This window comes from Rahnella sp. 1L-D-7-B-C2, from assembly GCF_057290995.1.
Genome location: NZ_JBXAVQ010000020.1, coordinates 1 through 24,233 on the forward strand (window position 1 = coordinate 1; position 24,233 = coordinate 24,233).

18 protein-coding genes are annotated in these 24,233 nt (G+C 52.2%); 10 read left to right on the forward strand and 8 right to left on the reverse strand.

All coding sequences use genetic code 11. The features are described 5' to 3' along the window. Positions 1-152: 152 nt before the first annotated feature. Both AC0Z7K_RS21145 and AC0Z7K_RS21150 read left to right on the forward strand, forming a co-directional pair. A complete protein-coding gene (locus AC0Z7K_RS21145; protein ID WP_485615835.1) occupies positions 153-377 on the forward strand; it encodes a cupin domain-containing protein in 225 nt (74 codons plus the stop codon). Positions 378-633: 256 nt separating this feature from the next. Continuing rightward, positions 634-1,806, forward strand: coding sequence for an acyltransferase family protein (locus AC0Z7K_RS21150; protein WP_485615837.1), 1,173 nt, complete (start codon positions 634-636; stop codon positions 1,804-1,806). 116 nt (positions 1,807-1,922) lie between these two features. On the opposite strand, the gene AC0Z7K_RS21155 is transcribed toward AC0Z7K_RS21150, so the two are convergent. Further along, complete coding sequence (locus AC0Z7K_RS21155) at positions 1,923-3,092, reverse strand: serine hydrolase (RefSeq protein WP_413528855.1); 1,170 nt, start codon at positions 3,090-3,092, stop codon at positions 1,923-1,925. A gap of 472 nt (positions 3,093-3,564) precedes the next feature. Here AC0Z7K_RS21155 and AC0Z7K_RS21160 point away from each other — a divergent pair, with 472 nt between their 5' ends. Both AC0Z7K_RS21160 and AC0Z7K_RS21165 read left to right on the forward strand, forming a co-directional pair. Continuing rightward, positions 3,565-5,871 (forward strand): FdhF/YdeP family oxidoreductase, encoded by a 2,307-nt coding sequence (locus AC0Z7K_RS21160; protein WP_485615838.1) that lies wholly within the window; start codon positions 3,565-3,567, stop codon positions 5,869-5,871. Positions 5,872-6,018: 147 nt separating this feature from the next. Further along, on the forward strand, positions 6,019-7,962 hold the full coding sequence (locus AC0Z7K_RS21165; RefSeq protein ID WP_485615839.1) for an exoribonuclease II: 1,944 nt from the start codon (positions 6,019-6,021) through the stop codon (positions 7,960-7,962). 798 nt (positions 7,963-8,760) lie between these two features. Here the strand turns inward: AC0Z7K_RS21165 and cbl are convergent. The 3 genes from cbl to AC0Z7K_RS21180 form a co-directional block, all read right to left on the reverse strand. Next, positions 8,761-9,720: an HTH-type transcriptional regulator Cbl gene (cbl, locus tag AC0Z7K_RS21170; RefSeq protein ID WP_413528852.1), complete on the reverse strand. Its 960-nt coding sequence runs from the start codon at positions 9,718-9,720 to the stop codon at positions 8,761-8,763. A 121-nt stretch (positions 9,721-9,841) separates the two neighbouring features. Beyond that, positions 9,842-10,786, reverse strand: a complete 945-nt coding sequence (locus tag AC0Z7K_RS21175; protein ID WP_485615840.1) for a 2-hydroxyacid dehydrogenase — start codon at positions 10,784-10,786, stop codon at positions 9,842-9,844. A 212-nt stretch (positions 10,787-10,998) separates the two neighbouring features. Continuing rightward, positions 10,999-12,669 (reverse strand): fibronectin type III domain-containing protein, encoded by a 1,671-nt coding sequence (locus tag AC0Z7K_RS21180; RefSeq protein WP_485615841.1) that lies wholly within the window; start codon positions 12,667-12,669, stop codon positions 10,999-11,001. 468 nt (positions 12,670-13,137) lie between these two features. Here AC0Z7K_RS21180 and glgX point away from each other — a divergent pair, with 468 nt between their 5' ends. Next, positions 13,138-15,420: a glycogen debranching protein GlgX gene (gene glgX / locus AC0Z7K_RS21185; RefSeq protein ID WP_413528849.1), complete on the forward strand. Its 2,283-nt coding sequence runs from the start codon at positions 13,138-13,140 to the stop codon at positions 15,418-15,420. Positions 15,421-15,459: 39 nt separating this feature from the next. Here glgX and AC0Z7K_RS21190 read toward each other — a convergent pair whose 3' ends face one another. Continuing rightward, positions 15,460-16,074, reverse strand: a complete 615-nt coding sequence (locus AC0Z7K_RS21190; protein ID WP_485615842.1) for an FMN-dependent NADH-azoreductase — start codon at positions 16,072-16,074, stop codon at positions 15,460-15,462. A gap of 127 nt (positions 16,075-16,201) precedes the next feature. On the opposite strand from AC0Z7K_RS21190, the gene AC0Z7K_RS21195 reads away from it, so the two are divergent. Next, positions 16,202-17,104, forward strand: coding sequence for a LysR substrate-binding domain-containing protein (locus tag AC0Z7K_RS21195; protein ID WP_485615843.1), 903 nt, complete (start codon positions 16,202-16,204; stop codon positions 17,102-17,104). A 6-nt stretch (positions 17,105-17,110) separates the two neighbouring features. Here AC0Z7K_RS21195 and apbE read toward each other — a convergent pair whose 3' ends face one another. Together apbE and AC0Z7K_RS21205 are read right to left on the reverse strand one after the other, a co-directional pair. Then, positions 17,111-18,160, reverse strand: coding sequence for an FAD:protein FMN transferase ApbE (apbE, locus tag AC0Z7K_RS21200; RefSeq protein ID WP_413528846.1), 1,050 nt, complete (start codon positions 18,158-18,160; stop codon positions 17,111-17,113). 92 nt (positions 18,161-18,252) lie between these two features. Next, entirely contained in the window at positions 18,253-18,384 is a 132-nt protein-coding gene (locus AC0Z7K_RS21205) for a hypothetical protein (RefSeq protein WP_485615844.1), read from the reverse strand. Positions 18,385-18,419: 35 nt separating this feature from the next. Here AC0Z7K_RS21205 and AC0Z7K_RS21210 point away from each other — a divergent pair, with 35 nt between their 5' ends. From AC0Z7K_RS21210 to uspE, 4 genes are all read left to right on the forward strand, one after another. Continuing rightward, positions 18,420-19,241, forward strand: a complete 822-nt coding sequence (locus AC0Z7K_RS21210) for a mannosyl-3-phosphoglycerate phosphatase-related protein (RefSeq protein ID WP_485615845.1) — start codon at positions 18,420-18,422, stop codon at positions 19,239-19,241. Between the two features lie 72 nt (positions 19,242-19,313). Further along, the gene (locus AC0Z7K_RS21215; protein WP_413528843.1) at positions 19,314-20,534 is read left to right on the forward strand and encodes a glycosyltransferase family protein; all 1,221 of its coding nucleotides are present in this window, start codon (positions 19,314-19,316) and stop codon (positions 20,532-20,534) included. A gap of 349 nt (positions 20,535-20,883) precedes the next feature. Then, positions 20,884-21,639 carry a fumarate/nitrate reduction transcriptional regulator Fnr gene (fnr, locus tag AC0Z7K_RS21220; protein ID WP_112167729.1) on the forward strand — a complete coding sequence of 252 codons (756 nt, stop codon included), beginning with the start codon at positions 20,884-20,886 and terminating at the stop codon, positions 21,637-21,639. 148 nt (positions 21,640-21,787) lie between these two features. Next, positions 21,788-22,747 (forward strand): universal stress protein UspE, encoded by a 960-nt coding sequence (gene uspE, locus AC0Z7K_RS21225; RefSeq protein ID WP_413528842.1) that lies wholly within the window; start codon positions 21,788-21,790, stop codon positions 22,745-22,747. 90 nt (positions 22,748-22,837) lie between these two features. Here uspE and pntB read toward each other — a convergent pair whose 3' ends face one another. Then, complete coding sequence (gene pntB, locus AC0Z7K_RS21230) at positions 22,838-24,229, reverse strand: Re/Si-specific NAD(P)(+) transhydrogenase subunit beta (protein ID WP_213050656.1); 1,392 nt, start codon at positions 24,227-24,229, stop codon at positions 22,838-22,840. Between the last annotated feature and the right edge of the window lie 4 nt (positions 24,230-24,233).

The window sequence follows — 24,233 nt, forward strand, 5'->3', positions numbered from 1 at the left end:
CGGCGACCCCACCTGTCGTTAAAATACAAAACGCCCGATGAAATTCATCGGGCGTTATAAGGCTAAAAAGTGTCAACCTATAGCAGGACTAGTCAAACGGAGCATCCCATGACCTGTAAATTGTTCAACAATATGAATCGTATCACGATGGTATGCGTGACCTGCAAAGCCGCCGTCCGGTTCCAGTACCGCAACTCGAACAGCTGGTTCCATTCCTGTTTCTCAATCATCACGGCCCGCAGATGTATGCACCGGACAATCTCGGTCTGCCCTTCGACCCGGATCCGCAGTGGGTTAAGCCGGTGATGAACACTGTGCATGAAATAAATCAGGCAACCCTCGAGTATCAAACCGGAAAGTTTGATATAAAGTTGTAGACGATTTGGATTTCAATTTTTTTAAGGAAAACCCTGGGATTTACAGTTTAAATTATTAGAAATGTAGATACTGCACTTTCCACAGCGGGGCTGACTTAATACAATCACACTTTTACAGAGTAAAAGTCTGACATATCTGCTTGAAATCACATGACGTCAAATTTACATATCAAAAAAAAAGAACATAACATATAATACATACAAGAAGATTAATAATTAAAACCGCCACACTCAAATAGGAACAGGTAGGAATTTGATGCATATCATTGAAAGTATTATCATGTCTACAACTTTACTATTAACTCCTTTTTTTATCATTTCATTTTTCCAAACTGGTCTTTGTAGAGATAGTAATTACGAGCAAAAAAGCGCCTCTTACATTAATTCGTTAAGAGGGGTTGCAGCGTTATTAATAACGATACATCATTCTGTTTTTATGTACAATTATACTAATACAAAAAACTGGAATATATTACTGCCCAGTGTATTTTTTAAAGACTTGTCAACTATTGAGAAAACCACATTACTTTCATTTGGATACATTCCAGTCATGGTTTTTTTCATGATCACAGGATATCTTTTTTTTGGAAAACTAATAAATAATCCTGTTTTAGATGTTAGGGATTTTTATAAAAAAAGAGCAAAAAGAATACTTCCTTTATATTTTACAATGTTAGCTCTCATGTTGATATTGGCATATTTTATCGGGTTCCGTAGTGATTTGAACTTAAATTTATTTTTTAAAACGATTATTTTGTGGCTCACTTTTGGCATGCTAGAACCTGCTGGCCTTACGGATGAGTTTAGAGGTTCACTTATAGTGTGTGGAGTAATTTGGACGCTTATCTATGAGTGGTTTTTTTACTTACTCATCCCTTTGTTCTCATCATTTTTCTTCTCAAGAAAAACATACCTTTACTTTACAATTTGCATGATATTTATAATAGGAAATCTCTACTATTTTGATTTAATCAATGAAATAAATACAACCTTGATATGTTGTTTCTTGTGTGGACTACTATGTTCAATAATAAAAAATAATGCTGGGGAGATGATCAGCAAACTTCTTGGTAGCACTCTTTTTTCATTAGCATCGTTAGTTTATTTAGTATTTTCGATATGGCAGTCAGGACTAAATGTCTACAAACTGAGTGTTATTCCACCATTGTTTTTTGTTTTCTTATCTGTATGTTTCGGTTCATCATTAGTTGGCTTGCTCAAATTTAAACCTCTACAAATTTCTGGAACTGCCAGCTATAGCATTTATCTTTTACATGGTCTTGCATTATCGTTATCATTTTATATATTCCGAGACTCATATCTTTTAGCGACAGGCAGTGCTTTAATCTTCACGTCCATTTTCAGTATAATTACATATACTTTCATTGAGAGGAGATTTATGAAACACGTCTCGAATGTCAGCCCCTAAATTTGGATGCATTAAGTGGAAATAGAAAAAGTATCCGAATGGTAATGCCGATCACTTTAAATCCCCGGCAATAATGCCGGGGATTTAAAGTGCAGAGAGTAAAATTTTTACTCGTTTTAAATCTTCAGTTTAATGTAATCAATCGCACGGCTGATGATCCCGCCCTGCGCGACGTCTTCCAGCGCCACCAGCGGAACAGTTTTGATCACTTTACCGTTGTCCACGATATTAATGTTGCCAAGCTCCTGACCTTTTTTCAGCGGCGCTTCGACCTGCGGATTGGTCAGCACGTACTGGGCTTTCAGCTTGTCGGCATCGGCTTGCGGAACGCTAATAAACACGTCGCTCAGTGAACCGACTTTCACCTGATCGTTCGCCCCAAACCAGACATGCTCGCTGGAGACTGTCTGATTGGCTTTAAATATTTGCTTGCTGGTGTATTCGCGGAAGCCCCAGGTCAGCAGTTTGCGCGCCTGTTCTTCACGCCCTTTCGAGCTTTTGCCCCCCATAACAACAGCAATCAGACGACGATCGCCCTGCGTGGCCGATGCGATAATGTTGAAACCAGCACTTTCGGTGTGACCGGTTTTCAGGCCATCAACCTGTAAGTTTTTATCCCACAGCAGGCCGTTACGGTTTTGCTGAGTGATGTTGTCATACGTCAGCGATTTCTCGCTATACATTTTATATTCCTCAGGCTCGCCACCGATAATCGCGCGGGAAAGTTTGGCGAGATCATAGGAAGTCGTGTACTGACCCGGCGCATCCAGACCGTGTACGGTTTCGAAATGGGTATTGGTCAGCCCCATGCTCACGACGTATTTGTTCATCATGCCGACGAAACTGTCCTGGCTGCCCGCCACGTAATTGGCCATGGCGACACAGGCGTCGTTACCGGAGGTAATGATAATGCCGCGGATCAAATCGCGTACTGAAACGCGATCGCCCGGTTTGAGGAACATCAGCGAGGAACCTTCCAGACTCTTGTTACCGGCGACCCACGCTTCCTGCGGCACGGTCACGATGTCGTTCATCGTGATTTTTTTCTGATCCAGCGCGCGGTCAATCACGTAGCCGGTCATCAGTTTGGTCAGACTGGCCGGGTTGCGACGGTCATCCGGGTTCCCTGCCGCCAGCACATCACCGCTGGCATAATCCATCAGGACAAAAGACGCGGCGTCAATGCTCGGGGGAACAACCGGGAAATCCAGTGGCGCAACAGCGCTCGCACTGCCCGCAGAGAACAACAACACACAAGATAAAACACTTATTACACTACGTTTCACTGAATCTTCCTTAAACGTGCCGCATTGACCTGAACATAAATCCGCTCAGCATCTATACAAATAATCATACAAAAAAGTCATAGATCGAGATCTGCGGCATAGGGTGCCTGAAAACAGCCTTCAGAAAAACCCTTAGTCTTTTGCTAAGCATTTCATAATGAAACGATTCGGTTACAAGTTGGTTGCTTTAACGCCAAAACAGGCAGTGACTGACGTAATCAGTTTTCTTTATCGCAAGATACTGTTTTTGAAACCTTTGAAATTGACTTTAAACGCCCGCCCGTCTTGAAAAATTTGCATTACGCTGCGATAAACCCCCGCGATAGACGGTTTCTATCACACCATCACGGCATTCGATTAGACGTAACTCCATCCCCCTCCTAAACTTGTGACATAAAATTAACAAACGGATTAACATTTGGTCGATCCGATTGTTTCCAGACAAGATAAAAGCCACCTGCGAAGCATAATTATGAAATTCAAAACTGAGATCAAACCCTACCACGGCGCGGCCGGTGGCTGGGGTGCATTGGAATCTACCACCCGTTTCGTCTTCGACAGTAAGAAAGTCCTCTCCAACCTGCGCAACCTGATGCGTGTTAACAAAGGTCGCGGTTTTGACTGTCCGGGTTGTGCCTGGGGTGATGATAACCACAGTACGTTCAGTTTCTGTGAAAACGGCGCGAAAGCCGTCAGCTGGGAAGCAACGCGCAAAGCGGTCGAGCCTGAATTCTTCGCGCAGCACAGCGTCAGCAAACTGCGTGAACAGAGTGATTACTTCCTTGAATATCAGGGACGGCTCACCCACCCGATGCGCTATAACCGCACCACCGACCATTACGAACCGATCAGCTGGGACGCGGCTTTTTCGCTGATCGCCAGCCATCTTAAAGGTCTGGAAAGCCCGGATCAGGCGGATTTCTACACCTCCGGTCGCGCCAGCAATGAAGCCTCTTATCTTTATCAGGTGTTTGGCCGCATGTTCGGCACCAACAACTTCCCTGACTGTTCCAACATGTGCCACGAAGCCAGCGGCGTCGGCCTGAAACAGAGTATCGGCGTCGGTAAAGGCACCATCCGTCTGGATGATTTTGAAAAGGCCGACGCGATTTTTGTTTTCGGCCAGAATCCCGGCACCAACCACCCGCGTATGCTGCACAGCCTGCGTCACGCCGCCGATCGTGGCGCGAAAGTCGTCAGCTTCAACACGTTGCGTGAACGCGGTTTAGAACGTTTCGCCGATCCGCAAAAACCTCTGGAAGTCGTCACACCGAAAGCCGGTCGCATCAGCTCTGCCTACTATCAGCCGAATCTCGGTGGTGATATGGCCGCCGTGCGCGGTATCGTCAAAGCGCTGTTGCAGACGCACCGCGAACGCATCGCCTCCGGCCAGCCTTCCCTGTTCGACGATGAATTTATTGCGCAGAACTGCGTGGGCGTGGACGACTATCTGGCGATAGTTGATGCTACCAGCTGGGAAAAAATCACCGGGCAGTCCGGCCTGAGTGAACAGGATCTGCGCGAAGCCGCGGCTATCTATATGCATGCCGACCGCGTGATTTGTACCTGGGCGATGGGCATTACCCAGCATAAACATTCCGTGCCAACCGTGCGCGAAATCACCAACCTGCAATTACTGTTCGGGCAACTCGGCAAACCGGGCGCCGGTTTGTGTCCGGTGCGTGGTCACAGTAACGTGCAGGGTAACCGCACCATGGGCATCGACGAGAAAGCGCCGAAAGCCCTGCTGGATGCGATGGAAAAACACTACAACTTTACGCCACCGCGCACGCCGGGCCATAACACCGTGGAAGCGCTCGAAGCGATGCTGCGTGGCGATGCCAAAGTCCTTATCTGCCTCGGCGGGAATCTGGCCGCTGCCGCGCCGGATACACCGCGTACTTTGCAGGCGCTGAGCAATCTGGATCTGTCAGTGCAAATCAGTACGAAACTGAACCGCAGCCACCTGACGCCGGGTCACGAAGCATTAATCTTGCCGACGCTGGGCCGTACCGAGCTGGATATGCAGGCCACCGGCTCGCAATTTATCACCGTCGAAGATTCCTTCAGCATGGTTCACGCTTCCGAAGGCGTAGGTATCCCGTTGTCGAAAGAGCAGCGTTCCGAAACCGCAATAGTCTGCGGTATCGCCGATGCGGTGCTTGGTGACAAATACCTCGACTGGATGGCTCTTGCGGATGACTACAACCTGATCCGTGATCACATCGAAGCGACCATTCCTGGTTTCAAAGATTTCAATGCACGCTGCGACATCAAAGGTGGCTTCTATCTGGGCAATGCAGCGGCAGAGCTGAACTTCAATACCTTAAGCGGCAAAGCCAATTTCAGCGCCGCACCGTTGCCGGAAGTGTTGATCCCGATGGGGGATCAGAATGCGCCGTTTACCCTGCAAACTTTGCGTTCGCATGATCAGTACAACACCACGATTTATGGTCTTGATGACCGCTATCGCGGCGTGTATGGCCAGCGCGAAGTGTTGTTCATTCACCCTCAGGATCTGGCTGATTTGGGGCTGAAAGACGGCGAGCTGGTGGAAATCGAAACACTGTGGAACGACGGCGTAGAGCGCAAAGTCAGCGGATTTAAACTGGTGAGCTACGATATTCCGCGCGGCAATCTGGCGGCCTATTATCCGGAGACAAACCCGCTGGTGCCGATGTCCAGCTTTGGTGACCAAACCCACACCCCGACCTCGAAAGCCGTTCCGGTGACTATTCGTCGCTGCGAGCAAACTGTCGATCTGCAACGTATCGCCTAAACCGTTTTGCGAGGCATGCCGTAAATCCCCTCTTTCGCTTCAGGGTTATGAGGCGAAAGGGGGATAAGAGCTTGCCCGACGGGGTCAGATCGCGTAAAACTGTCTGCCGCTAATCGAGCCACATTAACCCCCAATTCTCTGGACGATATGTTTCAAGATAACCCGCTGCTCGCGCAGCTAAAACAGCAACTTCACTCTCAGACTCCACGTGTCGAAGGCATCGTGAAAGGCACTGAGAAAGGCTTTGGCTTTCTTGAAGTAGACGGCCAAAAAAGCTATTTCATTCCGCCTCCGTACATGAAAAAAGTCATGCACGGGGACCGCGTGATCGCCTCCCTGCAAACCGAAAAAGAGCGTGAAGTCGTCCAGCCGGAAACCCTGGTTGAACCTTTCCTCAGCCGCTTTGTAGGTCGCGTCACCAAGAAAGACGACCGCCTTTCCATCACTCCCGATCATCCTTTATTGCGCGATGCCATTCTGTGCCGCGTCATGCGCAACATCAATCACGAAGTGAGCGATGGCGACTGGTGTGTGGCCGAAATGCGCCGTCATCCGCTAAAAGAAGGCGATCACAGCTTCCAGGCTGAAATCACCGAGTGGATCACCACCGGCACCGACGACCTCGCGCCGTGGTGGGTCACCCTGGCACGTCATAATCTGGAACGTGAAGCACCAAAATCTGAGATAGCTGAACTGCGCGATGAAGGTCTGACCCGCGAAGATCTGACCGCCCTGCCTTTTGTCACGATTGACAGCGGCAGTACGCAGGACATGGATGACGCGCTGTTTGTGAAAGACAATGGCGGCGGCACCCTGCAAATGACCATCGCGATTGCTGACCCGACGGCGTACGTCGCCGAAGGCAGCGACCTCGACAACACCGCTAAAAAACGCGCATTCACCAACTATTTGCCGGGCTTTAATATCCCGATGCTGCCGCGCGAATTGTCCGATGATATCTGTTCCCTGTGGCCAGACGTCAGCCGCCCGGTTCTGGCGTGTTCCGTCACGCTGAGCACCGATGGCGCACTGGGCAGGGACATTCGTTTCTTCGCCGCCACCATTGAATCCAAAGCCAAGCTGGCCTACGACAATGTCTCTGACTGGCTTGAAGCGGATGAGAAGAGCGAATGGCAGCCAGCCAGCGATGTGATCGCCGATCAAATTCGCCTGCTGAAACGCGTCTGTGACGTGCGCAGCGCATGGCGTACCGAACACGCGCTGGTGTTTAAAGATCGTCCTGATTACCGCTTCGTGCTGGGTGAGAAAGGCAACGTGCTGGAGATTGTCGCCGAGCACCGCCGTATCGCTAACCGCATCGTGGAAGAATCGATGATCGCCGCCAACGTGTGTGCTGCTATCGCCCTGCGCGACAGCCTCGGTTTCGGCGTCTATAACGTGCATACCGGTTTCGATCCGTTGCTGGTTGAGAACGCTGTGACTATATTGCAGGCCAACGACGTGGAGGCCAACGCCGAAGAGTTGCTGACCCTGCCGGGCTTCTGCGCATTGCGCCGCAAGCTTGACGCATTGCCAACGCAGTTCCTCGACAGCCGCATTCGTCGTTCCCAGACGTTCGCAGAAATCAGCACCACGCCGGGGCCGCACTTCGGTCTGGGTCTGGAAGCGTATGCAACCTGGACATCACCTATCCGTAAATACGGCGATATGGTGAATCATCGTTTGTTGAAAGCGATGATCCTGAACCAGTCTGCTGAGAAACCACAGGATGAGATGACTGTCCAGTTGGCTGAGCGCCGCCGCGCCAACCGCATGGCCGAGCGCGACGTCGGTGACTGGCTGTATGCACGTTATCTGGAAGATAAAGTCGGCACTGACGTTAAGTTCAGCGCGGAAATCATCGATGTCACCCGTGGCGGCCTGCGTGTCCGCCTGCAAGATATCGGCGCCGTCGCTTTCATTCCGGCTCCGTTCCTGCACAGCGTGCGCGACGAGCTGGTATGCAGCGCAGACACCGGCACCGTTCTGATTAAGGGCGAAGTGGCCTACCGTCAGAGTGACATCATTGATGTAGCGATCGCAGAAGTTCGGATGGAAAATCGCAACGTTATTGCTAAGCCCGCTGCTTAGCAAACGCTGGGATTATTGATGTGAGTGAAAAGCCGGTTTATAACCGGCTTTTTTTTGTGCGGGGGGCGCGCACGGGGCGGCTTTTAAACCTGACCGAGAATATTTCGGTTTCTCAATTGCAGTGACCACTTTACCCACTGCACCGAAACCGCCAAATAGGGAGGAAAACGCCTCCCTATTTGATCTCCCACTCTTTTTTAACACGCGCTATCACTGGAACGATGGCCGTGTTCTGTAAATTCCGTGGGTGCCGCAAATCCAGGCACTTCGTGCTGCCTTCACTCGGTCTTCGAGCCATTGGTCTCGAAGCCGCTCCGTTCAGCTGGATTTTTGATCGCGCCATCTCACCATTTAAAAAAAACAAAAAACAGAAAGTTTGAACAGCGCATTTGGTTTTTTATAATGATCCTGAGCCGGTGAAGTTGTGACCTAAAAAGCCTGTGGCCGCGTTCAAAAATCACGCCGAGGAAGAGGTGGAAAACCGCGCGTCTGTTTGCGCGGGTTGTAACCCGACCGGAGGGAACCGCGCAGCGGCGGGATTTTGCGGCAATAGCGAAAGCCGCTGAAACATAGCCGGGATGCATGGCACGTGTTTTAAAGAGCCCGGGATTCTTAAGGGCGGCGGCGATAAGCCGCCCTTAAGGCCAGTGTGGGTGGCAACCCACGGTCTTGCCCTGAAGCCAGTGTGGGTGGCAACCCACGACCTTGACCTTTGGGCCAATTTGGACGGCAGCCCAAGGTCTTAACCATGAAACTGAAATTAAAATTAAATTCCGCCAAGTGCGCAGCCCGGCACTATCAGATCTGATAGTCAATTACCGTCTCACTCTCCTGCCCCGACGCAAAGACCTTCTCCTTAATATCATTCACCGATAACCCCGGATTACATAATTCGATAAATCGCCAGACATAGTTGCGCTGCAGCTGCGCCCTTTTCAGACCCAGCCAGACGGTGTTGGCTTCGAATAAATGTTCGGCATTGATGAGCTGAAGGCCGGTATCGCGGGCGATTTCGTAAGCTTTGTCGGCGAGAATACCCACGCCTAAACCAAGTTCGACGTAGGTTTTGATCACATCAGAATCCTGCGCGCTGAGCACGATATCCGGGCTGAGTGCGGCACGACTAAAGGCTTCGTCGAGACGCGAACGGCCGGTAATGCCCTGACGGTAAGTGATCAACGGCTGCTCGCTGAGATGTTGCAACGTGACGGGGTGCTGCAACGTCAGCGGATGTCCCTGCGGAACAACGATGGCGTGATGCCAGCGGTAATACGGGAATGCCGCAACGGAGGTATCGTTCATCAGTTTTTCGCTGGCAATCGCGACATCCGCCTGTCCGCTGAGCAACATCGCCAGCACTTCGTTTGGAGAGCCCTGATGCAGCTCCAGCCTGACGCCGGGGTAGATGGCGCGGAAAGCTTTGATGACTTTAGGCAGACTGTAACGCGCCTGCGTATGCGTGGTGGCGATGGTCAGCACCCCTGCGTCCTCTTTCGAGAAGACGTCCGCCAGCCGCCGGATGTTCTGGGCTTCGTTGAGAATACGCTCAGCAACGGCAAGTAACTCTTTACCCGGCTCAGTCAGCCCCAGCAAACGCTTGCCACGACGGATGAAAATCTCGACGCCCAGCTCGTCTTCCAGCTCGCGGATGTGGCGGCTGACACCTGACTGCGAAGTGAACAACATGTTCGATACTTCGGTCAGGTTGTAATTGCATCGCGCTGATTCCCTGATAATTTTGAGTTGTTGAAAATTCACCGCCGTCGCCCCTGTCTGTTCTAAAACCCTATTGTTACGGCCTGCGGGTATGCCAGACAAATAAGAAAAAGCGGTTACTTATGCTTTTTCCGACTATAGAGAGTGACAACGGTTTAAGATTTTACTCCGGCACTGGCGTCAGCACCGGTCTGGCAGAGAAATGCGCGCTGAGGTTATCGAGTACCAGCGCCAGCATATTTTCGACCGACTCCGGCGAGCGCCCCGCTACATGCGGCGTGATCACCAGATTATCCAGCGTCAGCAGCGCGGGCGGCACCTGCGGTTCGCCGTCCACCACGTCCAGCGCCGCGCCGGCGATTTCGTGACTTTGCAGGCTGGCGGCCAGCGCGTCAGTATCCACCACGCTGCCGCGCGCAATGTTAATTAAAAAGCCGTCAGCGCCGAGCGCGCGCAATACGGCAGCATCCACCAGCCGGACGGTATTTTTTCCCCCAGGCGTGGCGACCACCAGATAATCCGCCCAGGCGGCCAGTTCGGTCACGCTGTGGAAATAGGGATAAGCCGTATCCGCCTGGGGTTTACGGTTGTGATAGCCAATCGCCATATCAAATCCGCCTGCTGCGCGACGGGCAATCAGCGCGCCGATGTTTCCTAACCCCACGACACCGAGCTTTTTGCCTGCCATACCGGGAACGTTCCAGCGCGCTTTATTCCACTCACCGTCGCGAACAGCCTGATCAAACTGCGGAATGCGGCGGGTAATTGCCAGCATCAGCGCCAGTGTGTGGTCAGCGACGGAAGAATTATTGGTGCCGGGCCCATGGGTGACGTGAATACCGCGCGTTTTTGCCGCCGCGACGTCAATATGTTCATACCCCACACCCTGTGCACAGATGATTTCCAGCTTCGGCATCGTTGCCATTTCTGCATCGCTCAGACCGATACTGCCGATGGTTAACACCGCCTGAATTTGCTGTGCAAGTTCACAGGAAAGCGTGGCGCGCTGCCCGGGCGTGGTGGCGAAATAGAGGGTGAATCCGGCGGCGGCAAAACGCTCAGGGTAACCAGTGTCCAGCGGGACATGGCTTAGCAACGCGATAGTCATGGAGGCTCCTGTATTTATTTAAGGACATCTAATACGTTCAGCGCCCGCCCTGTTTGCAGCGGGTCAGAGTGAATATCAGCGAACGCTGCCGTCATGTACAGAAGTTAAACTTTACAGAATGATGCAGACGCAAAAATGCCGGTGTGAAGGGTTCACACCGGCGAAATTAAACAGCACGGATTAAAAAACTGAAAAGTATTTCTGGCAGCGGATTACACCGCCTTGTGTTGATAAGTCGCGATAATCTTGCTGTAGGCGTAAGACACTGTGCCTTCATAAGTACATTGATACAGGTTGTTGTGATCGCTGGTGTGGCACATTTCCAGACCCTGATTGTAATCGCGGGTCGCATCCCAGCCGGAGATGGTGCCGAAATTGTATTTCTTCGCCAGCTCGATCAGTTTTTTCATATGTTCAACGGTAAAGCTCGGGCCGGTATCGTTGATGCCGAACATCGGCGTCACACCAATACGGCGCCACAGTTTGGCATCGGACCACTCGGTGAAGACGGTTTTGATCTGACGATGCATCGCCAGCATCGACATTTCCACACCGGTATACATGTCCGGCGGTGGCGCAACGTCGCCAAAGTCCATCGACATGGCGTTGAACAGCGCCGGTGAAAGCCCGCCATCATGCACCATGCGCACGAAATCAATACCGAAGGACGTCAGCCCCTGCGAATCATCGGACGTCTGGCCGTCAACCGGCAGCGTGAACGCAATTTGCAGTGACGGATTGTTTTTCTGCACCACCGCCATGGTGGCCACCAGACGGCTGAGCATTTCGGTTTGCTGTAACGCGCCGCCTTCGATATCAAAGTCGATATGGTTCACGCCGTAGTTATCCAGCACGCCCTGATACAGCGCAGCCAGCTCACCCACGTCGGTAATGTGCTCTTCGAGGAAGTTGGAGTTCGCCCCGCCGAAGGAAATAGCGACGTCGCCGCCTGCTGCACGGAACGCCGCGATATCGGCTTTACCGTAATCTGAAACCGTTGCATCGCCGGTGAATTCAGCACCGTAGTCACCCACGTTCGCGTCAGTAATGCTCACCAGACCACCCCAGCAAGGACGGTAGTTCGGTGCGCCGTTACCGGCATTCATATCAGCAGACGTAATAAAGCCCAGCGTATAGGCTTTCAGACCGGACTCTTTACCGAAGACGCTGGGACGCGGCGTCGGCCAGCCGGTGAAATCCATAAACGGTGCGTGGTTGAAGCTGTAGTCGCCAGAATCCGGCAAGGTTTTGTCAGTGGTGACATTCAGCGCGGGTGATTTAGCCGAGAAATTACCGGCCAGATCGTAAGCACGGACCTGAACGCTGTAGGCAGTTTCGGCCGTCAGCCCGACCAGCGTTAGTGACGTGCTGGTGGTTTTTTGAGTTTTGGCAACTTTAGTTTTGGTGTTGGTATAGGTGACTTCGTAACCGCTAACCATCACGTTATCAGTAGATGCCGTCCAGCCAACGGTCAGGGTCACCGCGCCGCTCGCCACAACTTTCACGTTGGAAGGCACGGTCGGAGCCTGAGTATCAGCTACCTGATCGGCCGCTTCGCCGTTAACTTTAAAGCCGTGCGGCAGATTACCGATGCTCACGCCGGTGTTGTTGCCGACCATGATGGCGAAGGTGCCCTTACCGCCTGCTGGAATAACGCTGCAAGCGTCAATCAGCGTACCTTTGATAGGACTGCTCCAGGTTTCGAACTGGAAGTTGATGTTCGCAGATGCGCTCTGTGAATTATCGAGCGTGAATTCTACTTTGCCAGACTCCAGATCGGTATCCGTCATATTAAATACGTCAATAAAACAGGCGGCTGACCAGACGTCGTCAGCATTTTCCCATGCTGCGGAAACCATATACTTTTGTTTGGTAGTGCTCATAAATCGTAACTCCAAAGAGAGATGTAAGTAAGTGAATGACGGAAAGCAGACGATGAGCGCGGGTAAAATTCGTTGTCTCATCGCTCGCCGCTGCTTTCTCTGTAGCCAGTATCGGAGCCTGATTTCAAAAGAGAAAATCACACTGCATCAAAAATTCTCGTGAGAACTGAAGGCTTTAAATTCAGTCAGTAACATGCATATTTGTGAGTGCCGGTGAGATGCCAAAACGCATCATTCAGGAATGTTTTCATCACACTGATTTTTTGCGATGCGGCGTTAGACGCCTCTTTTTTGTCATGCGGGGAAACTGGATTTGGCGGTTAATTAGCGGCTGACAGGGGAAAAGCCGGAACTGCAACTACACTGATTTGAAAGCAACAGACCAGCAGCCGTGAGAGCTGCCCCTCTTTTGTGCCCAATTCTTTCTCAGGATTTATTCTGATTGACCTGCTCAGGAGTGTGAAACGAATGGCAAAAGCCCGATCCAGCAAAGTGACCCAACCTACAGCCAGCACTGATGAAGTCCGCACTGTCCCCTCTAATTCCCAGGTCAACATCGCTGTTGACGAACTCGGTGTGCGCATCATGCATCCTTACAGCGACGGCGAAATTGTCCGCAGTTTCGATTCCGGCCATACCACCCGCGTACGCGAAGGTTTACCGGTTCCGCTCGGCGCGACGTGGGACGGTCTGGGCGTCAATTTCGCGCTGTTTTCCGCGAATGCCACCAAAGTCGAACTGTGTTTGTTTAACGAGGAAGGCGAACAGTACGATGTCATCGAACTGCCGGAGTATACCGACGAAGTCTGGCACGGTTATCTGCCGGATGCCCGCCCCGGCCTGCTGTATGCCTATCGCGTGCACGGTCCTTACGCGCCACACGACGGCCACCGCTTTAATCCGGCCAAGCTGTTGCTCGATCCTTACGCCAAGCAAATCGTCGGCGACCTGAAATGGGACGACGCCCTGTTCGCCTATGATATGCAAAGCGCCAAGAAGGATTTGCACATTGATAACACCGACAGCGCGCCTTTCCTGCCCAAGTGCCGCGTAATCGACCCGGCGTTCTCCTGGGCACGTTCGCGCAAAAAGCATATTCCGTGGGAAAAAACGCTGATCTACGAAACGCATTTGCGCGGCTACACCATGCGCCACCCGGCAGTGCCGGAGCATCTGCGCGGTACGTTTTCGGGCATGAGCACGCCGCACATTGTGGAATATATCCGCTCGCTCGGTGTGACGTCGGTCGAGCTGATGCCGATCCACGCGTTTACCGATGACCGCCATTTGCAGGATAAAGGGCTGCATAATTTCTGGGGTTACAACACGCTGAGCTTCTTCGCGCCGCATCCGCAATATATGGCGACGCACACCGTGAACGAATTCAAACAGATGATCGCCACCTTCCACGCAGCGGGTATAGAGGTGATTCTGGACGTGGTATATAACCACACGGCAGAAGGCAATGAACTTGGCCCGACGCTGTCGTTCAAAGGCATCGACAACGCCAGTTATTACCGGCTGATGCCCGATAACAAACGCTATTACATCAATGATACCGGCACCGGCAATACGCTCAATCTCAGCCATCCGCGCGTGTTGCAGATGGTGACAGATTCGCTGCGCTACTGGGCGACGGAAATGCAGGTGGACGGATTCCGCTTCGATCTGGCGACCATTCTCGGGCGCGAAAGCTACGGTTTCGACGAGGGCTGTGGTTTTCTCGACACCTGCCGTCAGGATCCGATCCTCAGCCAGTGCAAGCTTATCGCCGAACCCTGGGACTGCGGTCCCGGCGGCTATCAGGTGGGCGGGTTCCCGCCGGGCTGGATGGAATGGAATGATCGATTTCGCGATACGGTGCGTAAATTCTGGCGCGGCGACGAAAGCCAGCTGGCGCAGTTTGCCACCCGGCTTTCCGGCTCGGCAGATCTCTTCAATCACCGTGGACGCAAGCCTTACGCCTCGGTGAATTTCATCACCGCCCACGACGGTTTCACGCTCAATGACTGGGTGTCGTACGAGAAGAAGCACAACAGCGCCAACGGGGAAAACGGCAAGGACGGCAGCGATAACAATATCTCGGCCAACTACGGCGTCGAAGGGGCGACTGACGATCCGGAGATCAACGAGCTGCGCCTGCGGCAGATGCGCAATATGCTGGCGACGCTGTTGTTCTCGCAGGGCACGCCGATGTTGCTGGCCGGGGATGAATTCGCCCGTTCGCAGGAAGGTAACAATAATGCTTATTGTCAGGATACCGACATTGCCTGGGTGAACTGGAATGTTGGCGATAAAGGCAAATCGCTGCTGCTGTTTACTTACCGGCTGATCGCCCTGCGTAAACGTTTTCCGATTTTGCATCGCGGACGTTTCCTGACCGGTGCGGTGCATGAAAAGCTCGGCGTGAAGGATGTGAGCTGGTTCCAGCCGCAGGGGCCCGAAATGACGGATGCCGCGTGGAGCGATCCGCACGCGAAATGCATCGCCATGCTGCTCGATGGCCGTGCACAGCCGACCGGCTTGCTGCGTCAGGGATCGCTAAGTACCGTGCTGTTGCTGTTCAACGCCTCGCACAAAGACGTTATGTTCACCCTGCCATCGGTGGCGCACGGTGAGAGCTGGCGGCATATTCTCGATACCTTCCAACCCGATGACGTGAATGAACATAACTTCGATTTTGGCCGCGAATATGTGTGTACCTCGCGAACCGTGGTGCTGTTCGAATTGATCAGCACCGCGAAACATTAATCTAAAACGACAAACGCCAAACGACATCGCCGCGCTGCTTCAGGCATTGAGGATCTGAAGCAGCGTTTCACGCCCTTCCGCCAGCCCTTTCTCCCGACCAATCGCCTGACGGCTTACGCCTTCTGCGCGGATCACGTGGCAATCCGCCACGCCCATCAGCTCCAGAATCGACGCCAGATACGGCTCCTGAAAATCATGCAGTTTGCCTTCCGGCGTGCTGTACACCCCGCCGCGCGTGGAAGCAATATACGCGGTTTTTCCGGGGATCAGCCCCACCACGCCCTGCGGCGTATACCGGAACGTCAGCCCTTTCTGGCAGACCTGATCCAGCCACGCTTTGAGATTGCTGGGGATAGAATGGTTGTACATTGGCGCGCCAATAACCAGCACGTCGCAGGCGATCAACTCTTCAATCGACTGATAGATGCCGTCCAGTTCGGCCTGCAGCTCAGGCGTAATCACTTCATCCTGGGAATTGTGCAGCAGGCTCATCGCGGAGGCGGAAAGATGCGGTGGCGGCGTGGTGCCCAGATCGCGATAAGTCACCACCGCGTCAGGGTGACGGGCGCAAAGCTCGGCAACAATCGTCGCAGACAGTTCGCGGGAGACGGAGCCTTCAGTAAACGGGCTGGAATCAAGGTGTAAAATTTTCATAAGGGTCTCTGTTTTCATCTCTTAGTTAGAATGAGCACAGGGTAATCGTTGTGGTAATCATCTAAAATACCTGATATGACAACATATCGTCGCATATCTGCAACGACACTCAACAGGAAGAACGGACATGCAGGACAATCTTAATGATATGGCGCTGTTTGCCGCCGTGGTAAAGCATCAGGGCTTTACCACCGCCGGGCGGGCGCTGGGGGTGTCGAAATCCCTGCTCAGCCGCCGCGTGGAGGCGCTGGAATCGCGCCTCGGCGTACGTCTGTTGCAGCGCACATCGCGGCATTTTTCCGTCACCAGCGTTGGCGAACGGTATGCGGCCGAATGTCAGAAACTGCTGGAACAGGCGCAGTTCGCACAACAGGTGATTGATGATTTGCAGCAGAGTCCGCGCGGGCTTTTGCGCATTTCAGCACCGGTAATGATGGCAGAAACTGTGATTGCGCCGCTGATGAAGACATTTCTGACACGTTATCCGGAGATCACGCTCGAGCTTCTGGCGATCAACCGGGCAGTAGATTTACTGGAGGAGAACTTCGACGTCATGATCCGCTCGCACAACCAACCGCTGGAGGATTCCGGGCTGCATCGCAAACCGCTCGGCACCTTGCGCTACGTGCTGGTCGCCAGCCCGGCCTTTATCGCCGCTCTGCCTGCACCCGCGTCCGTGGAACAACTGAGCGCATTGCCGACGCTGGTTCGTAAAACACCGTGGGCGGATGAACAATGGGAGCTGGTGCACCCGCTGGAAGGTAGCCGCAAGATCTCGCTGACGCCGCGCATGGTGAGTAACAATTTGCTGGTGCTGTGTCAGGCGGCTGCGGACGGGCTGGGTATTGCACTGCTGCCGGAAATCGCCTGCGCACTGCGGATCGCGCAAGGAGAACTGCAACATCTTTTGCCGGAGTGGCATACGCCGCCCTCTTCGGTTTCAGCGTTGTATGCCAGCCACAAAGGCCAGTCTCCGGCGTTGCGGGTCTTTCTGGATTTCCTCAGTGAGACGCTGAATAATACTCTGTAAAACGCTTTATTCCGGGTCTTTGAGATAGGCTTTGAACTGCGGCGTCATATGGCTTTTGAAGCTGTCGCCGTCCCTGGTGATCAGATACACCGCCAGATGTTGCTGCTCGGCCAGCGCCAGCGCTTTTTGTGTGCCTAGCACCATCAGGCCTGTATCCCAGCCGTCAGCTTCCAGCGCGGTCGGCGCAATCACCGTGGCAGACACCAGTTTGTGGGTGATGGGCTTTCCGGTCGCCGGATCGATGATATGCGAGAGGCGTTTGCCGTTGAGCTCGTAATAGTTGCGATAACTGCCGGACGTGCTGATGCCCATGCCCTGCAAATCCACAATCGCCTGCACCGCCGTCTCTTTGTCGGTCGGTTTCTGAATCGCCACCTGCCACGGTTTACCCCTGGCGTTATGGCCGCGCGATACCACCGCACCGCCCACCGACACCAGATAATTGCTGATACCATTGCCTTCCACCAGCCGCGCCAGATGATCGGTCGCATAGCCTTCGCCGACCGTTGAGAGATCGACATACATGCCCGGCAAATCTTTCTGCAAATACTGCCCGTCGCTTTGCTCAATCACTTTCAGATGCTGCAAACCAGTCCGCTCACGCGCAGCAGCGATCTGTTCCGGCGTCGGGGTTTTCACCGGCTGCTTATCCGGGCCAAATCCCCACAGATTGACCAGCGGGCCAACGGTGATATCCATCGCGCCGTCAGTTAATGTCCCGATACGCATCGAGGTGACAATAGCATCCGCCATACCGGCGCTTATCGGCTGCGGCGCGTTACCCTGATACTGGTTAAAACGTGAAAGTACCGAATCGTCTTTGTACGTCGACAACTGGTGATCGTCTTCTTTGAGCTGCGCCTCGATTTGCCCGCGCAGCGCCGCTTCCCGGTTTTTATCGACCCCCGCAAGACTGACACGATAGAACGTGCCCATGGTTTTGCCTTCGATGACCAGCGCGCTGTCCTGTGCGGAAGGCGCGCCATCGCAGGCGGATAACAGACTGACGGCGGACAGCAACAAAGCGTGACGCCGTAATACCGGTGATAAAGACATGAAGAAAGACTCGTCTGAATGCCCGAAACCGGGCAAGAAAAGGTGCGCAATAGTAAAGGATGACATCTAAACCGCAGTGGAACTGCGGCAAATTATCCAGATATTTCACCGCCGGGTAAAGGCGCGTCATCGCCGGTAAAAATTCCTGAAATGTGCACTGCGGCAATAAATGGCATTTTTGAATCTATACTTAGCTGCTGGAACAGAAAGTCATTTGCAAGCATGAGCCTCTGTTCTGCCACACAATTGAGGAGAAAGAATGCCGTACCTTGATGATCCCTTAATTATTTTCACCGACCTGGATGGTTCGCTGCTAGACCACCACAATTACAGCTGGCAACCGGCGCAGCAATGGCTGGACAGGCTTGCTACCGCGCAGATCCCGCTGATTCTGACCACCAGTAAAACGTCCGCAGAAGTGGCGGTCTTGCAGTCTGCTTTACAGTTAACGCATCTCCCTTTTATTGCCGAAAACGGTGCCATGATCCACTTCCCCTCCGGCTGGAGGCCTGAAAGTCCGATGCCTGGCGTACGCTACGCCGATATCCGCCATACGCTTGAGGAGTTGCGACATCGGTATGATTTTGAGTTTCGCGGTTTTGGCGATGTCACGCCCCAACAGGTCGCTATCTGGACGGGACTGTCTGAGCCGGATGCAGCACTGGCGATGCGGCGTGAAGCCTCTGAGCCGCTGATCTGGTTTGGCAACGATCTGGACTTTAGCCATTTTAAAAAATGCCTGACCCGCGAAGGCCTGGCGCTGACCCGTGGTGGTCGTTTCTGGCATGTAATGGGAGTCGATGCGGGAAAAGGTCCGGCGGTGCAGTGGTTAGCCGCCGAATACCAGCGCCAGCGCGGCAAGCCAGTCATCACTCTCGGGCTTGGCGATGGCCCGAATGATTTATCTATGCTGGAAGCGGTCGATCACGCCGTAGTCATCAAAGGCCATCACGATCACCAGATGCCGCTGAGCCGTCACCCTGTCTCACAGGTGTTTCGCACTTCGGAGTTTGGCCCGCACGGGTGGGTTCAGGGACTGGACCATTTTATTACGCTCCCGGGCACGGGAAATCTAAAATGAATGAGAAGAAAAATACTTTAGCTGTTGTTTGTTCCCAATAATTTTATCAATTTTAAAATTGGAGAATACCGCATGAGTGATTTTTATCAGGATGGTGTCATTACTAATTTCCATAATTTGACTCACCGTAAAGTTGAAGAACTGGAATACGATTTGCAGGTGTTTTCGGGCCGACGCTCAATGGGATTAATATTACCTTCGCTTTTTTCAGAACTTGAAGGTCCCGCGCTGACAAAAATTGTCGATGAACTGACAAAAGTCCCCTATCTGGAAGAAATTGTTATTGGTTTAGATCGCGCTGACCGCGATCAGTTTTTATTTGCTCGTGAGTTTTTTTCCCGCCTGCCGCAGCGTCACCGTATTTTATGGAATGACGGCCCGCGCCTTAAAGCGCTGGATGAAGAGCTAAAAAAAGAAAATCTCTCACCGATGGAACCGGGCAAAGGCCGTAACGTCTGGTTTTGCGTCGGCTACACGCTGGCCTCGCGGCGCACGTCTGTCGTAGGCCTACATGATTGTGACATTGTCACCTATAGCCGCGAGATGCTGGCCCGCCTGATGTACCCGGTCGCCAATCCCAATTTCCATTACGATTTCTGTAAAGGCTATTACGCCCGCGTGGCTGATGGGAAATTCAACGGACGCGTGGGCCGCCTGCTGGTCTTCCCGCTGCTGAAATCTCTGCAAATCGTCTACGGCCACTCCGATTTCCTCGAGTATCTGCGGACTTTCCGTTATCCGCTTTCCGGCGAATTTGCCATGCGCACCCACGTTCTGAATGATTTGCGTATTCCGAGCGACTGGGGTCTGGAGATAGGCGTACTTTCGGAACTACACCGCAACACCGCCACCCGCCGTATCTGTCAGGTGGATATCGCCGATAATTACGACCACAAACACCAGCCGATGTCAGAAGATGACGCCACCAACGGTTTACAACGCATGAGTATCGACATCACCAAAGCGTTGTACCGCAAGATGGCGATTCTGGGCGTCAACATTACCAGTGAGTCTTTCCGCATTCTGAAAGCCACCTACTACCGCAATGCGCTGGATATGATCGACGGGTTTGAAAATGATGCGCGTATGAACGGATTGTCGTTCGATCGCCACAGTGAGGAATCCGCCGTAGAGCTGTTCTCGGGCGCGATTATTGAAGCGGGTCAGGCATTTGTCGATACGCCGAGTGAAAAGCCATTTATTCCGAGCTGGAGCCGCGTGCAGTCGGCCTTCCCTGATATGCTTGACCGTCTTCACGAAGCGGTGGAAAAAGATAATGAAGGCGACGTATAATTTCGCAAGATAATTCGATGGTACAAATCAACGCTGCAATTGCAGCGTTTTTTGCATTTCGTAAATCAAAAAACCGATGCTAAGAATATCCTCAGCCACGATAAATTGATTCAGGCAATGTATCTGTTAAAAAAATTATATAAATTTTACGAATAAATTGACCCATATCTAAATCTCATTGATTCTCAATTCGTCTAAATACCTCATGCAGATCAAAATAATTGGAAAAAAAACTCATTAAAAATCGTGCTTTTTTAACATTTCGCTCTTTTCGCCCCATCTTGATACTTATCACTCGCTGCAAAAGATGTTAAAATTGACCCATATCAATATTGCCTGAGTGACTCTTATGATCCCGGAAAAGCGTATTATTCGACGTATCCAATCTGGTGGCTGTGCGATCCATTGTCAGGACTGTAGCATCAGCCAGCTTTGTATTCCTTTTACGCTGAACGAGCATGAACTCGATCAGCTCGACAACATCATCGAAAGGAAAAAGCCGATCCAAAAAGGTCAGGCACTGTTCAAAGCCGGCGATGAATTGAAATCCCTTTATGCTATCCGCTCCGGGACCATCAAAAGCTACACCATCACCGAACAGGGTGATGAACAGATCACCGGTTTCCATCTGGCTGGCGATTTAGTCGGCTTTGATGCGATTGGCGGTCTGCAACATCCAAGCTTCGCACAGGCGCTGGAAACGTCCATGGTCTGTGAAATTCCGTTTGAGACTCTCGACGATCTCTCCGGTAAAATGCCCAATCTGCGCCAGCAAATGATGCGTCTGATGAGCGGTGAGATCAAAGGCGACCAGGATATGATCCTGCTGTTGTCGAAGAAAAATGCGGAAGAAAGACTGGCCGCGTTTATCTATAACCTCTCCCGTCGTTTCGCAGAGCGTGGTTTCTCCCAGCGCGAATTCCGCCTGACGATGACCCGTGGCGACATCGGCAACTACCTCGGTCTGACCGTGGAAACCATCAGCCGTCTGCTTGGCCGTTTCCAGAAATCAGAAATGCTGAGCGTTAAAGGCAAGTACATCACCATTGAGAATCACGCGATGCTTTCTCAATTAGCCGGCCAGTCTGTCGCGGTATCTGCCTGATAGTCCACTTCGTTAAATTTTGAGTCGGCTCAGCAATGAATAATTTGTTGATCCGACTCAATTTCTCCTCTGTCCGATTGCTTAATCTTGGTTTACTCTGTAATTAATACAGTTAACGCTGTTCTCTCACAGGTGTTAAGGAGTCCCCATGGCTAAGTATCAAAATTTACTCGTTGCTATAGACCCCAATCAGGATGATCAACCTGCTTTGCGTCGCGCCGTTTATCTGGTGCAACGTAACGGTGGACAGATCAAAGCTTTCCTGTCTATTTATGATTTCTCCTATGAGATGACCACCATGCTGTCGCCGGACGAACGGACCAGCATGCGACAGAGTGTGATCAATGAGCGGGCCGAATGGATTAAAGAGCAGTGTAAGTATTACATTGAAGCCGGTATCCGAATTGAAGTGAAAGTGGTCTGGCACAACAAACCCTTCGAAGCACTTATTCAGGAAGTGATTGCAGCCGGTCACGATCTGCTGCTAAAAATGGCTCATCAACACGACCGTCTCGAATCGGTGATCTTCACGCCTACCGACTGGAATTTGCTGCGCAAATGCCCCTGCCCGGTCTGGATGGTTAAAGATCAGCCCTGGCCCGAAGGCGGTAAAGCCGTCGTTGCGGTTAACCTTTCCAGTGAAGAACCCTATCACGACCCGCTGAACATCAAACTGGTAAAAGAAACCATCGATCTGGCGTCTCACGTCAATCAGACAGAAGTACATCTGGTCGGTGCGTATCCGGTCACGCCAATCAATATTGCCATCGAACTGCCGGACTTCGACCCCAGTGTCTATAACGATGCAATCCGTGGTCAGCACCTGATTGCCATGAAAGCGTTGCGCCAGAAATTCCAAATTGATGAGAAATTCACGCACGTGGAAAAAGGCCTGCCGGAAGAAGTGATCCCGGATCTGGCTGAGCATCTGCAGGCCGGTGTCGTGGTATTAGGTGCGATTGGCCGTACCGGATTATCGGCGGCTTTCCTCGGCAATACCACCGAACAGGTGATCGACCATCTGAAATGCGATTTATTGGCCATCAAGCCGGATGATTTTGAATGCCCGATTACGCAAGACGATGATGAAGAGGACGACGACGAATAACGTCTGAGTCATTAAACCTTACTTCTTACGAAATAAATAAAGGCCAGTCGATTGACTGGCCTTTTTCATTTCAAATCAATGCGTCATGTATTACAGCGCGCGCAGGATTTTCTCTACGCTTTCTTTCGCATCACCAAACAGCATCTGCGTGTTGTCTTTGAAGAACAGCGGGTTCTGAACGCCGGCATAACCGGTATTCATCGAACGTTTGAAAACAATCACGTTCTGCGCTTTCCACACTTCCAGCACCGGCATACCGGCTATCGGGCTGCGTGGATCTTCTAACGCGGCCGGGTTCACGGTGTCATTGGCACCGATCACCAGCACGACGTCGGTATCAGTGAAGTCACCGTTGATTTCGTCCATTTCCAGCACGATGTCATAAGGTACCTTCGCTTCCGCCAGCAAAACGTTCATGTGGCCCGGCAAGCGCCCGGCAACAGGGTGAATACCGAAACGCACTTTGATGCCTTTGGCGCGAAGTTTGGCCGTGATGTCGTGAACCGGATACTGAGCCTGCGCTACCGCCATGCCGTAGCCAGGAGTGATGATCACAGAGCTGGCGTTTTTAAGCATGTCTGCCACGTCTTCCGCGCTCACTTCGTGATACTCACCCATCTCTTCCGCATTTCCGGTTGAGGAACCGTCAGTACCGAAACCGCCTGCAATAACGCTGATGAACGAGCGGTTCATCGCTTTACACATAATGTAGGACAGGATCGCACCGGAAGAACCAACCAGCGCACCGGTAACGATCAGCAGGTCGTTGCTGAGCATAAAGCCCGCCGCTGCTGCTGCCCAACCGGAATAGGAGTTCAGCATCGATACCACCACCGGCATGTCCGCGCCGCCGATAGAAGAGACCAGATGCCAGCCGAAGCCGAGCGCGATGATGGTCATTATCAAGAGTGCGAAGACTTGCAGACCCACGCTTTCGGTACGAACGAACGTCACCATCAGCAGGAAAGACACCACCAGCGCCGCCAGATTCAATTTATGACGATGTGGCAATGCCAGCGGTTTGGAAGAGATAATCCCGCGCAGTTTGCCAAAGGCCACAATAGAACCGGTGAAAGTCACCGCACCAATGAAGATACCAAGGAAGACTTCGGTCAGATGGATGTTTTCCATCACACCTTCCATCGGCACTGCACCGTGATCGAGGTAGCTGTTGAAGCCGACCAGAACCGCAGCCAGACCGACGAAACTGTGCAGGATCGCCACCAGTTCCGGCATTTCAGTCATTTCGACTTTACGCGCCAGATAGACACCAATTGCGCCACCGATCACCATCGCAACGATGATCCAGCCGACGTTACCGGAGTCAGGGCCAAGGATGGTCGCAATTAACGCGATCGCCATCCCGGTCACACCGAAGATGTTCCCCTGCTTAGACGTTTCATGTTTAGAGAGCCCCGCAAGGCTACAAATAAACAGAATAGCGGCAACAATATATGCTGCTGTAACTAAACCCCCAGACATATGC

What these genes read in the sequence shown, in the direction of transcription:
- AC0Z7K_RS21145 (WP_485615835.1), top strand. Translation starts at nt 153, where the DNA reads ATGCGTGACCTGCAAAGCCGCCGTCCGGTTCCAGTACCGCAACTCGAA.
- AC0Z7K_RS21150 (WP_485615837.1), top strand. Translation starts at nt 634, where the DNA reads ATGCATATCATTGAAAGTATTATCATGTCTACAACTTTACTATTAACT.
- AC0Z7K_RS21160 (WP_485615838.1), top strand. Translation starts at nt 3,565, where the DNA reads ATGAAATTCAAAACTGAGATCAAACCCTACCACGGCGCGGCCGGTGGC.
- AC0Z7K_RS21165 (WP_485615839.1), top strand. Translation starts at nt 6,019, where the DNA reads ATGTTTCAAGATAACCCGCTGCTCGCGCAGCTAAAACAGCAACTTCAC.
- AC0Z7K_RS21175 (WP_485615840.1), bottom strand. Translation starts at nt 10,786, where the DNA reads ATGACTATCGCGTTGCTAAGCCATGTCCCGCTGGACACTGGTTACCCT.
- AC0Z7K_RS21180 (WP_485615841.1), bottom strand. Translation starts at nt 12,669, where the DNA reads ATGAGCACTACCAAACAAAAGTATATGGTTTCCGCAGCATGGGAAAAT.
- glgX (WP_413528849.1), top strand. Translation starts at nt 13,138, where the DNA reads ATGGCAAAAGCCCGATCCAGCAAAGTGACCCAACCTACAGCCAGCACT.
- AC0Z7K_RS21190 (WP_485615842.1), bottom strand. Translation starts at nt 16,074, where the DNA reads ATGAAAATTTTACACCTTGATTCCAGCCCGTTTACTGAAGGCTCCGTC.
- AC0Z7K_RS21195 (WP_485615843.1), top strand. Translation starts at nt 16,202, where the DNA reads ATGCAGGACAATCTTAATGATATGGCGCTGTTTGCCGCCGTGGTAAAG.
- apbE (WP_413528846.1), bottom strand. Translation starts at nt 18,160, where the DNA reads ATGTCTTTATCACCGGTATTACGGCGTCACGCTTTGTTGCTGTCCGCC.
- AC0Z7K_RS21205 (WP_485615844.1), bottom strand. Translation starts at nt 18,384, where the DNA reads ATGCTTGCAAATGACTTTCTGTTCCAGCAGCTAAGTATAGATTCAAAA.
- AC0Z7K_RS21210 (WP_485615845.1), top strand. Translation starts at nt 18,420, where the DNA reads ATGCCGTACCTTGATGATCCCTTAATTATTTTCACCGACCTGGATGGT.
- AC0Z7K_RS21215 (WP_413528843.1), top strand. Translation starts at nt 19,314, where the DNA reads ATGAGTGATTTTTATCAGGATGGTGTCATTACTAATTTCCATAATTTG.
- fnr (WP_112167729.1), top strand. Translation starts at nt 20,884, where the DNA reads ATGATCCCGGAAAAGCGTATTATTCGACGTATCCAATCTGGTGGCTGT.
- uspE (WP_413528842.1), top strand. Translation starts at nt 21,788, where the DNA reads ATGGCTAAGTATCAAAATTTACTCGTTGCTATAGACCCCAATCAGGAT.
- pntB (WP_213050656.1), bottom strand. Translation starts at nt 24,229, where the DNA reads ATGTCTGGGGGTTTAGTTACAGCAGCATATATTGTTGCCGCTATTCTG.